Below are 13,685 nucleotides of genomic sequence, written 5' to 3' on the forward strand. Positions count from 1 at the left end.
TTTACAGTTCCCCCTCGTACACACCGGAAGCCTTGGCCAGTTCGATGATTCGCTTTGCACCATCATAAAACGCAATATCAATCATCTTTCCGTCTACAGTAAACACACCGATTCCCTGTGCCTTTTTGCTGTCAATCTCACGGACTACTTTTTCCGCAAAAATAATCTCTTTTTCTTTCGGCGTAAAAATTTCATGTACAATACGAATCTGTCTTGGATTGATAATCGATTTCCCATCAAAGCCCATCAGGTGAATCGTATTGACGTCTTCCCGAAAGCCCTCTTCGTTTTCCAAATCTGTATAGACGGTATCAAAACACTGTACACCTGCTGCCCGTGCAGCGATGACAAGCTGCTGTCTTGCTCCCATCAGTTCTATTCCGGTTCCCGTGATGTGGGTATGCAGATCTTTCGTGTAATCTCCACCGGACAGTGCGATACCAAACAACCTTTTCGAAGCCTCGCAAATTTCTAACGCCTTCACCACACCTCTTGCCGATTCTATCGCTGCCATAATTAAGGTACTGTTCTCCGGTCTGCCAAACTCATTCTCTGCCTTTAAAATTTGCTGCTCCACTATCTTTACATCTTGTGCTGTCTCTGTCTTCGGAATCCGGATGCCATCACATCCACCGGCTACTGCGCAACGGATATCTTCCTTCCAGAAAGGTGTGTCCAGGCCATTGATACGTACAATCCGTTCCGCTCCATGATAATCAATCGTGCGAAGTGCATGAAACAGGGAAAATCTGGCCGCGTCCTTCTGATTTTCTGCCACTGCATCTTCCAGATCCAACATCAGAGAATCTGCTCCATAAATATAGGGATCTTTAATCAGTCCCGGCTTCTGTGCGTTTAAAAACATCATGGTACGACGTAATCGTTTTTTTGCGTCTCTCATCGGATCGCACCTCCCCATGGCAGCTGCTCCGACTGCCCGGCGGAACGGTATACCGCAGCTTCCACCCTTGCACGGATGGTGCAGTCCAGAGCTCCTTTATCTACAATCTTAATTTTTACGTTCTGAACTCCCAGATTTTCCAGAGTATCCAGAACCACATGACGGATCTGATTTCCATACTGATGAATCACTGTACTTTCCAGTACCAGATCTATGTTGCCATCCCCATCTTCTACCGTAACCATACAATCGCTGGATTCCAGTGTTCCGGCTACAGCTGCTTTTTCTATCTCCATTTTCCTCTTCTCCCTGTATTTCCCGTGGGGCTGCCGCACTAAGAAAAATTTCTACAAATATAGATTTTTATCTCCTAAATAACTCCATATTTTGTAGTGTTTTCGCTTAGCGCGTGTTTGAAAAATCATCTCTGCAATCTGCAAGCCCCACTTTATACTCTGCAGATTTTACTCTTCTACTGATTTTCCCGCAAAGTTCATCCAGTCCAGAATCTTCTGAATATACTCATCAAAGAAAATATCATCATGCCTTCCCGGACCCTCTTCAAACAACAGCGGAACGCCCAGCTGATCCGCAAACTCCTTCAGATCTACCGAATCCTGATGTCGTCTGTCCTCTGTACCACAGCAGGTATACAATCTTGGAATATCTCTTCCTTCTTCTTTCCGGTTTTTCAACAGTGTAAAAACATCATGAACCTCCGGTGTAATTGCAGGCGGATCGCCATATAACGCTTCACAAAGAGTGGATACCGTATTTACCTTTCCCTGATAACGATATTCTGCATGATAAGATCCCGCAACGCCTCCGATTGCCGCAAATTTTTCCGGACAGGTAAGTCCCCATTTATAGGCACCGTAACCTCCCATCGACATTCCTGCAATAAAACGGTTTTCCCGCTTTGTTGCTGCCGGGAAATTTCTCTCCACAAAATCTGTCAGTTCTTCTGTCAGATAAGAAAAATAATCCAGTCCGTATTTCATATCCGTATAGGCGCTGTTATATACGCTTGGCATAACCACCATAATCTGATGCTCATCTGCATAACGCTCAATCTTGGAGGTCCTCAGATACGAAAGATGGTCTCCTGTAAATCCATGCAGCAGATACAGGGTCTGATATTTTTTGTTTTTCCCGAAAGTCTCTCCCTTTTTTCCCTGCTCTACATCTTCCATTCGCTCTTTTTCCGGAAGCAGAATCGAAACATCTACCTGCATCCGCAGGATACAGGAGTGAAAATTGCAATGTACATATGCTGCCATCTGTTTCTCCTTTCTGTCAGCCTTTTACAGCGCCGACAACCACACCTTTGATAAAATATTTCTGAAGCATCGGGTAAATAATAATGATTGGTAAAATTCCGACAAATGCCAGTGCCATTCGGATGGAGTTTCCCGGAAGCGAAACTGCCTGTCCTTCGGCCGCCAGCTCTGATGCTCCGCTTCGCAGATATTCAATGTTTTTCATGATACGCATCAGAAGATTCTGAATACCAAAATATTTTGGATCCTGTACGTAATATAAAGCATTGGTCCAGCTGTTCCAGTAGGAAAGACCTGTAAACAGTCCAATGGTGGCAACTACCGGCTTCGACAACGGAAATACAATTTTGGTGAAAATTCCAAGCTCTGACGCTCCGTCCAGCTGTGCAGCTTCATATAATGCTTCCGGCAGGCTGTTGCTGTAATAGTTTCTTACCAGGAAAATATTGAATGCTGTCATCAGAAGATTCGGAAAAATCAGTGCTGCATACGTATCTTTAATATGGAAAAATGTTGTCCACATAATATACTGTGGCACCAGTCCTCCATTAAACAGCATGGTAAAATATACAAAAAAGGATAATGCGTTTCTATATTTGAATGTTTTTCGTGCCATCGGATATGCGATCGAAGTCGTCAGTAATACGCTTAATCCGGTTCCGACAACGGTTGTTCCAATCGTAACAAGATACGATCTTACGATTGTTGCTGCCTGTTTTACCATGTAGGTATATGCTTCCAGGCTGAGTTTCTTCGGCAAAATCTGATATCCGTTTGTAATCAGTTCATTTTCATCGGTAAAGGACGCAACCACCAGAAGAATCATCGGAAACAACGCCACAATACTGATTACCACTAAAATAACTGTTGCTATTGCAATAAATCGTTTTTCATCGCTGACTGTCTTTTTCATATCCTGCCTCCTAGAACAATGCGTTTTCCGGATCTTTTTTCCGTACAATAAAGTTTGCAATCATGACCAGTGCAAAACCAACCAATGACTGATATACACCTGCTGCCGAAGACATTCCTACATTACCCTGTTCCATCAAACCACGATAGACATACGTGTCAATCGTCTGCGTCGTAGAAAACAGGGTTCCTGCATTCATTGGTACCTGATAGAACAAACCAAAGTCAGAATAGAATACACGGCCGATCGCCATCAATGTCATAATAACAATGGTTGGTCTCAGAAGCGGAAGTGTAATGGCCGTAATCTGTTTCAATTTAGAAGCGCCATCAATCTTTGCCGCTTCATAAATTTCCTTATCAATGCCTGCAATACCTGCCATATAAACGATCGCATTATATCCTGCATTCTTCCAAAGATATACAATAACCAGGATAAACGGCCATGCAGCTTTTGCAGTATACCAGTCTACGCCTTTTTTCCCCAGCGCATCTAAAATTGTATTGTTCACAAAACCGGTTGTACTTCCCAATAACGCGTATACCAGATACGCCGTTACAACCCATGACAGTAAGTGTGGAAACAACAGCACGGACTGGAAAAACTTTCCGCGTAACAGTTCTCCCAGCTCATGCAGCAGGATTGCAAAAATCACAGAAACTACGGTTCCGATCACGATAAACGCCAGATTATATAACAATGTGTTTCTCGTAATGACCCATGCATCATCTGTCAGGAACAAAAATTTAAAGTTATCCAGTCCACACCACGGGCTTCCCCAGATTCCTTTTGCATAACTGAACTTTTTGAACGCAATAAAGGTTCCAATGATAGGAATATAGTTATTAATGATCAGATATGTAATACCCGGTAATGCAATCAACAGTAATGCTAATGTATTTTTACTGGCATGTTTTTTCTCACTTTTCGTCATAATTCGACTCCCTTTTTGATAAATAAGGCTGCGGTAAATTTCCGCAGCCTTTTCTTTTTTAAAGTCTTTCCTATTTGCTACTCATCCATGCATCCAGCTGCTCCTGCTTTGCCTGAATCAGGTCATCCATACCAGCTGCTTTCAGTCGTTTTGTCATCTCGGCAAGTGTTGTATCTACATCTGCTGCACCAACCCACAGAGATTTTTTATACTCTTCTACAATGTTCAGGCATGCGGTATATTCTGCTTCTTTATCACTGTAGTCGTAAAGGAAACCATAATAGTTTGAATGATCTCCATCATAATTCTGCTGCTTGTTTGTCTCTTTTTCTTCTCCATACAGACCGCCTACAACCGGATAGGTCAGCCATTTATTTCCCCAGAAATAGTAGTTCATATTATCGGTATAGGCTACACTGTTCAGATCCGTATATCCATCCGGTGCTACTGCACAACCATTTTCATCCAATTTGTAATCCACCCCTTCTTCTCCATAGACCAGAAGGTTGTCTACATATGCATCCGTGTACAGCAGGTTCATAAATTTGCAGGCTGCCGAAGGATCTTTACAGCCGGAATTTACCATCCATGCTCCGCCGTTTCCAGACCAGATCATCGAATCACTGATCTGTACATTTTCAAACGGATGACCATAGTTGTTTGTATACTGCTGCGCAATCTTCGGATTACCCAAGCCACAGAATGTGCCAAAGCAGTTGCCGGACATCAGTAATTCTGCAGTAGTTGCTGTTGTAGTAGCTGCATCACTTGCATAATAACCAGCTTCAAACCAGCTTCTGGTCAGTTCGCACAGTTCTTTGAAATCTGTCGTTTCATACATATCCACTACAGTTGCATTGTCCTGATAAGCCACACCGGAAACGGATGAGGCAATATTGTCACCTAATGGATCAATTTTAGCAATCTTTCCCAGGTAGCTTTCAAATAACGCATTCGCTCTGTTTGGATCAATGATTGTCATATCCGGATAAGCTTCTTTTACCTTTGCAAACACTGCTGTCAAGTCTTCCGGTTTGGTAACCTGACTCATATCGATTCCAAGTTCCTCGGTAATATCTTCACGATAGGTAAATCCACCCGGTACATAGTTGGAACCCATATTCAGAATTCCATATGTTTTTCCCTCTACCGTTGTCGGTGCCAGAAAACCATCGTAAAGAGTTTCTGTTGTTTCTTTCAGGTCACTGTCCAGATACTCTGTAATATCCAGCGCTGTTCCATCCTGAATATATTTCAGATGCGACGTATTATAGGCCTGAAACAAATCCAGCTGTTCTCCGGATGCCAGCATCAGATTCACCTGATTCATATAATCAGAATTGGAAAACAGTACCAGCTTGACCTTTGTATTGATCTTATCTACTGTATAATCGTTGATCAGGTTCTGAATTCTTTCCAGTTCTGATGACTCCGGGATATTGTTCTGCGTCATGTACGCAAATACAACCTCTGCCGGTTCTTCGCTGTCGCTGCTTTCCTGCTTACTGCTCTCCTGATTTCCGTTTGCATCACTGCTCTGTGCTCCACCACATCCGCTCAGCAGAGATCCTACTGTCAGGGTAGCCATCAAAATCGCCAAAATCTTTTTCTTCATTTGTTTCTCCTTTCTTCTTTCCGGTTCCTTTTGATAGACTTATCATAGCGCAAAAAAAACGAAAGTTCTTACACAAAAAAGTACAAAAACTTTCGTTTTTAAGATATCTATTCTTTTTTCCGAAACTCTGCCGGTGAAACTCCCGTATATTTTTTAAATACAGATGAGAAATACGGAAGAGTATCAAATCCGACTTCCAGCGCAATATCAATCACCTTTGTATTGGTGTTTTCCAGCAAATGTTTCGCTTTTTCCACGCGCAGGGAATTAATATAATCATTCAACGACGTTCCGATATCCTTCCGGAACATTTTTCCAATGTATTCCGGCGAAAAATGAAACCTCTCCGAAAGCGTATTTCTGTTAATATCTTCCGTATAATGTTCTCTGATATAATCAATTACCTGATCTGTGATCCTTTTTTCTGTTTTTTCCTTCCGTTCCTCCTGTGTCAGATCAAATACCTTATTCATCAGCCAGGTCATCCACTGCACCATAGAGAATTCTGATTTAACAGCATTCATATCCAGTTTCAGATAGATCGGATCACGAATCACGCTGTTCATATTTTCCTTTTTATCATGGAGATATTTGCTTACAAGCTGTGTCAGTTCCACTTGAAAATTGCGAAATCCTTCTACGGAATGCATCGTTTGCTTTACATGCTGCAGCGTTTTTTGTAAATATTCCAGTGTACTTACCCTGGAACCCTTGTTCAGACACTGCAGGATATAATCTTCGTCCAGAATATGTCCGGAAGCCTCTTTTTCTCGAAGCAATGCCATAAATTCTTTTATTTCCCCTTCGTCATAAATATGCGTTTTGTCATATTCCATTATTTTCTCTTTTTCCAAACCTGCTTCATAAAAAGGAACACTCGGGGAAATGTATCCGATCTGCAATGCATCAGGAAAATATTTTTCAAATATCTTTCTGACCCGTGCCGCTCTCTCCTTCGTCTCCTTTTCCGAAAATTCCGACAGAATTCCAAGATAGGTCCCCGTATTCTCTTCCCAGCAGATCACATTTTCCATTTTGATTTTTTCTGTGAATGCTTCTGCCAGAATATTTTCCATTGCAAATTTATAAATGGATTCCTGTTCCTTTTCTTTCCCGAAGTCCAGTTTGCCACTGGCAAAATGAAGAATCACAACACAATATTTTTCCTGAATTTCTTCCGCTATCCCCTGTTGCTTTATTTCCTCCTCGAGTCCCTGTTTTTGCACACCGGGTTCCAGCAATACTCTTGTCCAGAAATATCGCACCATCTTTCTTTTTCCGATCTTCCAATATTCCCGGATTTCCTCCGTTTTTTGTTTCCAGGCTATTTTTTCTGTCACACGAAGCAATGCCTGATTGATTTTATTCATGTCAATCGGCTTCAGCAGATAGTTTGCCGCACCATTCTGTACAGCTCCATAGGCATATTCAAATTTTTCATGGCTGGTCAGAAAGATAACCTCTGTCTGGATTTTCTGTTCTCGTACCCATTCCAGAAAGTGAATCCCGTTCTCCTTTGGCATTTCAATATCGCATAAAATCAGTTCCACTTTGTTTTTTTGCAAAATATCTCTGGCCATAGAAGTATTGTAGGCCACATAGATCTGGTCAATAGAAAGTAACGCGCGATCCAGCTGTTCTTCCAATACCTGCGTTGTCACAATTTCATCATCTACAATCAGCAAATTCATCTCTCTTCGTCTTTCTCCTCATCTGTACATTTCAGTGTTTTCGGAATCCATATGGTTATTTTGGTTCCTTCCGGTTCCAGATTCTCCAAATACAGAAGATGATCCTGCTCGTACATCATCTTCAGAACCTCTTTTACATTTTTTATTCCAATTCCACTTCCATCTTTTTTTTCTGTTATTTCCATATCTTTATTCACAAAGTCCAGTATTTCCTGCGAAAATTGACCCTGCGATATATATAGTTCCAGTTTTAAGTAAACTTCCTTCCCCGAGAAGCTCCACAATGCCTGAATCAGAACCGTAGTGAACGAATCAATACTGATCACGTGCTTAAATATATTTTCCAAAAATGTATGCAGAATCATCTGCGGCACCGGATACTGCTGCAGTTCTTCCGGTACATCCATATAGACATAAAAGCAATCCCGGTACATGAGTCGCTGCATTTCCAGATATCCCTCGGCATTCTTTATTTCATCCTGCAGCGGAACGGTATGCAGACCAGTTCGAAACATATAACGGATGTTCTGTGAAAATGCCTGAATAAAGGTATGGACATTCTCTTCCTCGTGCTGATAAACCATGCTGTTAATGGTTGATAAAGCATTCAGGAAATAATGTGGTTTTAATTGCATATGGATATACTTCAGCTGCACATCCTTCATTCGAAGTTCCTGTTCGTACTTTTGCACCCTCATTTCAAGAATCGTCTGTACCATATCATTATATGCCTGTTTTACTTCTTCCATTTCGTAGCTGTTTGTATTATATTCCGCTCTTGCCCTGAAATCTCCACTGTGAATTTTTCTGGACACCCAGAACAGGTCTGCAATCGGCCGGAAGATTTCTTTTTGCATATACCAGACAATTGTTCCAAAGAAAAGCAAAGACAGTACTAAAAATCCAAAAATAACGATACCGGAGGTAGAATATGCGGCATACTCGGATGATTTTACACTGTAATACATCTGATATGCATCTTCCAGAACAGATCCCTGATAGATACTGATGGATGGATCCTGTTTCTGCAGATTCTCTATTTCTTCTCCATATGCCCAATCTTTTCCTGAAGCGCACAGAATTTCCCCTTTTTTGTCTGTAAGATAAAATGCTGCCTCTTTGATGGACATATCATTATAGTTTAACAAGGAGTCCAGTCTTTTTTCTGATATCAATACAGCGATCGTATTTGCACCATAATTATAATATTTTACCAGATACACCTGCGCCCCCATAACAGTAGAAGTCCAGCCGGATGTAGGAGTTTTATCAAACGTATTACGCTTTTGAAGATACTTTTTGATATCTTTTATTGTATCATATGTTATATTTCCATTTCTCTGAATCAGGATACTGTTGTCTTTACAATTAACAACCGCATAGGCATCCGCTTCCTTTGTGTCTTTACATCTTTCCTTTAGAATCTGAAGCATTTTATACTGCGCTTTCACTTTTTCCAGGTTATTTTCTCCATTTAGCTGTGTCAAAAGCAGTCGATATCCCAGTAAAAGATCCAGGTTATCATCCAAGCGTTCCAATACACCTTCCATCGTATTATGATAAATCTGCAGCGTATTTTCCACCAGGTTTTCCTCATTTTTTTTAGCAATATCAACAATAAACGCTTTGTACAGAAACAGTAAAATAATCTGCAGAAGCAAAAAAGTAGTAAAAAAAACGCCCATGGTCCTTCTGATTTTTCTTTTTTTCATCTTTCCCCTCCTCTTTTCCCGACTCTCCCTGAAGTTTGTTATCGTGACCGATTACATTATATACTAATTTTCGGGCAGAAGAAAGACTGTCCAAAGATTACTTGCAGCTTGCGGAAATGATTTTTCAGACACTTTTTTTCATAAACGATTTTTCTTTTACATACATTATAGTAAAAACGCCCGTCCGTTCGCCCTCGTCCGCTCACAGACGGTTTTTCAAAAAGGAGTGTGCCCGCCCATGAGTTCCAAAACGAAAATTGTTGTACTACATATGAAAGAAGTGGTTTACACCGCTGTTTTTCTTGCTCTCGCGCTGATTCTTCTCGTGGTGTTTCTGATCATGTTCTCCGGGAAGAAGGATTCTGCGAAAAAACCTTCTGTCACCACTGCTGCTTCCGCCGAAAATGCACGCTACATTCCCGGCATCTACACCTCCACGATCTCCCTCGGCGACCAGACCTTCGATGTGCAGGTCAATGTTGAGCAGGACCGCATCACCGCGATTTCACTGAATAACTTAAGTGAAACCACCGCCGCCATGTATCCGCTCATGGAGCCCGCGCTCGATTCCATCGCAAGCCAGATCTATGTGAATCAGACGACGGAAGGCCTCATCTACGGAGAGGACGACCGCTACACCTCCGAACTGCTCGTCTCCGCGATCAATCAGGCGCTCGAACAGGCTCAAAATCCTTCCTCCGCAGAATCCTGATCTTTCCATGCAAAAAGGCCTCGAAGCATTCTTCTGCTCCGAAGCCTTTTTTCTGTCGTGCATCTCAAAATTTGATTCCCTGCACCAATTTGGATTATCTTTGTTTCTTTCCGTATTTCCTGTTTTGTTTTTTACAGCTGGTCGAGTTCCTCTCTCCAGGGCTTCACGCACGCATCACTCGGCATACGCAGGTCGCCGCGCGGGGATACCGCAACGCTTCCGACCTTCGGGCCATCCGGCAGGCAGGAGCGTTTGAACTGCTGCGCGAAAAATCTCCAGTAGAACGTTTTCAGCCATTTTAAGATCGTCGCATCATCGTAGACACCGGCAAATGCAAGTTTTGCCACACGGTAAATCTTGAGCGGTTCGTACGTCACACGCAGCATATAGTATAAGAAGAAATCATGAAGCTCGTACGGTCCGACGAGATCTTCTGTTTTCTGAGAAATGACACCATCTTTCGGCGGCAGCAGTTCCGGGCTGACCGGCGTGTCGAGCACATCCAGAAGGATATCGGAAAGTGCTTTTTCCCCGCAGGTGTCCGCATAATACTGCACCAGATGGCGCACCAGGGTTTTCGGTACGGACGCATTGACGGCATACATCGACATATGGTCGCCATTGTACGTTGCCCAGCCAAGTGCCAGCTCGGAAAGATCACCCGTTCCGATAACCATACCGCCGGACTGGTTGGCAAGATCCATCAGAATCTGCGTTCTCTCACGCGCCTGTCCGTTTTCATACGTCACATCGTGTTTCTCCGGATTCTGTCCGATATCGCGGAAATGAAGATTGACTGCCTCCTTAATATCGATCTCTTTTAAGGTTGCGCCAAGACATCTTGTCAGCTCACAGGCATTCTGATACGTACGGTCCGTCGTCCCAAAGCACGGCATCGTCACAGACAGAATCTGCTTTCTCGGAATCCCAAGCAGATCAAATGCTCTTGCCGTTACGAGCAGCGCCAGCGTCGAATCAAGTCCGCCGGAAATACCGATGACTGCGCTCTGGCAATGGGTATGCGCCAGACGTTTTTTCAGTCCCATAGCCTGGATATTTAAAATTTCATCGCATCGCTGATCGCGGTTATGCTTGTCTGACGGTACGAACGGTCGCGGATCGAAGTAGCGGGTCAGCTTTGTCTCTTCTATTGCCAATGAAAATCGAACGACCTGATATCCATCGGTTCTCTGCTCCGGATACGTGGTCATCCTTCTGCGCTCACTTGTCAGACGATCCACGTCGAGATCTGCGCAAATGATCTGATTCTCAAATCGTTTTGCCTCGGCAAGAATGGTTCCGTTTTCAGCAATCAGATGCTGTCCGCCAAAGACAAGATCTGTCGTCGACTCGCCCTCGCCTGCTGTCGCGTATATATAGCCGCAGATCAGACGCGCCGACTGTGCGCTCACAAGGCTTCTCCGGTAACTGTCTTTTCCAACCATTTCATCACTGGCAGAAAGATTTACGACCACTGTCGCACCTGCAAGCGCATGCGCCACACTCGGCGGATTTGGAGTCCAGAGATCCTCACAGAGCTCTGCTGCAACTTTAAGACGCGGCATTTTTTCACACTGGAAGAGCAGATTCATGCCAAACGGAACCTCTTTTCCAAAAAATTCCGTTGTTGTCACCGCTTCTTTTCCCGGCGCAAAATGACGCAGCTCATAAAATTCATTATAGTTCGGCAGATACTTTTTCGGCACAACACCGAGAAGCTCTCCGTGACAAAGCGCAGCGGCTACATTGAACAGCTTTCCGCCCTGTTCCCACGGCAGTCCGACAAAAATCAGCGCATCGGTCTCTTTCGTGCCATCGGCAATTTCCTTTAATCCTTCTTTCGCCGCATCAATCATCTGACTCTGCCAGAATAAGTCACTACAGGTGTAGCCGGTAAGAGCCAGCTCCGGGAGCACCATCACCTTTGCTCCCTCGCCCTCCATTTTATGAATCGTTTCCAGAATGACTCTCGTATTTTCTCTGACATCCGCTACCACTACCGCACAGGAAGCGGCGGCAACTTTTACGAATCCCTGTTTCATCTCTTTCTTCCTCCACTATCTGGTTCCCTGTTACAGATTTTCTGCAAACAGAAGCTCTCACAGCCTCCGTTTCGCCTGAAACAGTACTGTTATTTGCTCTTACGCAATAATTCTTTCAGATCCTCGGTAGAAAATTCATAGGCGCTGTTGCAGAAATGGCATTTCAGCTCCACCGGTTTTGCTTCCTGAATCATCTCGTTCAGTTCTTTTCTTCCGACCGCTATCAGCGCTTTCGATACACGCTCACGGCTGCAGTTGCAGTAAAACTGGGTCGGCACGGTATCGTTGATCACAAGGTCCATGTCTCCAAGCAGTTTTTCAAGAATCTGCTCCGGAGTCAGGCCCTCGTCAAGGAATGCGGTAACGGAATTGACTTCTGCCAGACGCTGCTCCAGTTTTTCAATGACTTTCTCATCGCAGAACGGCATCAGCTGAATGATAAAGCCGCCGGCCTGACGGACGGTATTGTCTTTGTTCATCAGCACACCGAGTCCGACGCTGGACGGAACCTGCTCACTCGTTGCAAAATAATAGGTCAGATCCTCTGCGATCTCACTCGTCTGCAGAACGCACTGTCCGACGTACGGCTCTTTCAGTCCCAGGTCTTTGATGACATCCATGAATCCGACGCCGACAGCACCTGCCACGTCAAGTTTTCCTTTTTTGTTGGCCGGAATCACGACGTCCGGGTTTCCGACGTAACCTTTTACATTTCCTTTGGAATCTGCTGTTACGGTAATGCCGTTCAGCGGTCCGCCGGCATGGATGCGCAGGGTCAGAAGGTCTTTATCTCCCTTCATCATAACGCCCATCATTGCACCTGCCGTCAGAAGGCGGCCCAGCGCTGCGGTTGCAACCGGGCTCGTGTTGTGATCCTGGCGTGCTGTCTCTACGGTTTCTCTTGTTGTCGCTGCAAACGCACGAATCTGTCCGTCTGCCGCTGTTGCTCTTACAATATAATCCATGTTTCTCTCCTATTTCTCACTTTTTCCTTTTTCTCTTGCTACGACATAAATACGTTCGCTCTCCGGTCTCGGCGCATCCTTTGTGAATGCATCGTAGGCCGTCACAAACTCCATGCCTGCCTCTTCCAATAAGCGGCGGATCGTCGCAAGATCGTACGCTCTCTGATAATGTACCTCCTCAAATTTACGGTACAGATCGGAATCTTCTCCCTCCGGGATGAAAATGGCAAGCTCATATTCGTTGATCTCTTCCTCCGGGTCATAGTAATTATCCCAGATGAAGCTTGCCTCTTCGCGGTTTTCCGCAATCGTAGTCTCACCCATCTGTTCATATTTATACTTGGTATTCAAATCAAAAATAAACATGCCCTTCGGATCCAGATAATTGTTGACGAGTGAGAAGACTTCCCGCAGATCGTCTTCCTCCAGAATATAGTTGATGGAATCGCAGATGCTCACAACCGCCTTCACGGTTCCGTAGAGCTCAAATTCCCGCATATCCTGAAGCAGATATAAAATGTTTAAGCCGGACTCGGCGCGTTTTTCACTGGCAATCTCGAGCATATCCTCAGAATTGTCCACGCCGATCATATCGTAGCCCTCTTTGGCGAGCAGCTCGGTCATGTTTCCCGTTCCACAGCCAAGATCGAGCACCAGTCCGTCTTCCACCTGATATTCTTTTAAAAGCTGAATCAGATATTTGCTCCAGGCAGGATAGTCCACGTTGTCCATGAACATGTCATATACCTGGGCAAAACTGGTATAACTTTCATTCATCTTTCTTTTCTCCTTCATCGTTTACAGTAGCTACGCCTTATTGTATCACATCACACAGGGCAACTCAATATACGAAAAGACCTGCAGGATCCCTGCAGGTCTCATTCACTCCCCGAGTTGGGCTCGAACCAACAACCCTTCGG

The 13,685-nt window shown here is 44.1% G+C and carries 13 protein-coding genes; 1 reads left to right on the forward strand and 12 read right to left on the reverse strand.

Going from position 1 to position 13,685, the window contains the following annotated elements; genetic code table 11:
• Window position 1 precedes the first annotated feature (1 nt).
• The 9 genes from DWW13_RS09530 to DWW13_RS09565 form a co-directional block, all read right to left on the reverse strand.
• Window positions 2-901, reverse strand: a complete 900-nt coding sequence (locus tag DWW13_RS09530; protein WP_117804857.1) for an aldolase/citrate lyase family protein — start codon at window positions 899-901, stop codon at window positions 2-4.
• On the reverse strand, window positions 898-1,197 hold the full coding sequence (citD, locus tag DWW13_RS09535) for a citrate lyase acyl carrier protein (RefSeq protein WP_117804858.1): 300 nt from the start codon (window positions 1,195-1,197) through the stop codon (window positions 898-900). Before citD ends, DWW13_RS09530 begins: the two co-directional genes overlap by 4 nt.
• A 51-nt stretch (window positions 1,198-1,248) precedes the next feature.
• Window positions 1,249-1,362, reverse strand: a complete 114-nt coding sequence (locus DWW13_RS20170; protein ID WP_369123059.1) for a DUF6783 domain-containing protein — start codon at window positions 1,360-1,362, stop codon at window positions 1,249-1,251.
• A 3-nt stretch (window positions 1,363-1,365) separates the two neighbouring features.
• Entirely contained in the window at window positions 1,366-2,181 is an 816-nt protein-coding gene (locus DWW13_RS09540) for an alpha/beta hydrolase (RefSeq protein ID WP_117804859.1), read from the reverse strand.
• 16 nt (window positions 2,182-2,197) lie between these two features.
• Window positions 2,198-3,094 carry a carbohydrate ABC transporter permease gene (locus DWW13_RS09545; protein WP_022462680.1) on the reverse strand — a complete coding sequence of 299 codons (897 nt, stop codon included), beginning with the start codon at window positions 3,092-3,094 and terminating at the stop codon, window positions 2,198-2,200.
• Window positions 3,095-3,104: 10 nt separating this feature from the next.
• Window positions 3,105-4,028: an ABC transporter permease gene (locus DWW13_RS09550; RefSeq protein WP_022462679.1), complete on the reverse strand. Its 924-nt coding sequence runs from the start codon at window positions 4,026-4,028 to the stop codon at window positions 3,105-3,107.
• 70 nt (window positions 4,029-4,098) lie between these two features.
• The gene (locus DWW13_RS09555; RefSeq protein ID WP_117804860.1) at window positions 4,099-5,643 is read right to left on the reverse strand and encodes an ABC transporter substrate-binding protein; all 1,545 of its coding nucleotides are present in this window, start codon (window positions 5,641-5,643) and stop codon (window positions 4,099-4,101) included.
• A gap of 107 nt (window positions 5,644-5,750) precedes the next feature.
• A complete protein-coding gene (locus DWW13_RS09560) occupies window positions 5,751-7,334 on the reverse strand; it encodes a response regulator transcription factor (protein WP_117804861.1) in 1,584 nt (527 codons plus the stop codon).
• Window positions 7,331-9,046: a sensor histidine kinase gene (locus tag DWW13_RS09565; protein WP_022462676.1), complete on the reverse strand. Its 1,716-nt coding sequence runs from the start codon at window positions 9,044-9,046 to the stop codon at window positions 7,331-7,333. Before DWW13_RS09565 ends, DWW13_RS09560 begins: the two co-directional genes overlap by 4 nt.
• A gap of 238 nt (window positions 9,047-9,284) precedes the next feature.
• On the opposite strand from DWW13_RS09565, the gene DWW13_RS09570 reads away from it, so the two are divergent.
• A complete protein-coding gene (locus DWW13_RS09570) occupies window positions 9,285-9,758 on the forward strand; it encodes a hypothetical protein (RefSeq protein WP_022462423.1) in 474 nt (157 codons plus the stop codon).
• 131 nt (window positions 9,759-9,889) lie between these two features.
• Here DWW13_RS09570 and DWW13_RS09575 read toward each other — a convergent pair whose 3' ends face one another.
• The 3 genes from DWW13_RS09575 to DWW13_RS09585 form a co-directional block, all read right to left on the reverse strand.
• Entirely contained in the window at window positions 9,890-11,800 is a 1,911-nt protein-coding gene (locus DWW13_RS09575) for an NAD(+) synthase (protein ID WP_118719964.1), read from the reverse strand.
• 89 nt (window positions 11,801-11,889) lie between these two features.
• Window positions 11,890-12,765 carry an Hsp33 family molecular chaperone HslO gene (gene hslO, locus DWW13_RS09580; protein WP_022462421.1) on the reverse strand — a complete coding sequence of 292 codons (876 nt, stop codon included), beginning with the start codon at window positions 12,763-12,765 and terminating at the stop codon, window positions 11,890-11,892.
• A gap of 9 nt (window positions 12,766-12,774) precedes the next feature.
• Complete coding sequence (locus tag DWW13_RS09585; RefSeq protein ID WP_022462420.1) at window positions 12,775-13,542, reverse strand: class I SAM-dependent DNA methyltransferase; 768 nt, start codon at window positions 13,540-13,542, stop codon at window positions 12,775-12,777.
• Window positions 13,543-13,685 lie beyond the last annotated feature (143 nt).

It is taken from the genome of Blautia sp. AF14-40 (assembly GCF_003479665.1).
Taxonomy (GTDB): Bacteria; Bacillota; Clostridia; order Lachnospirales; family Lachnospiraceae; genus Fusicatenibacter; species Fusicatenibacter saccharivorans.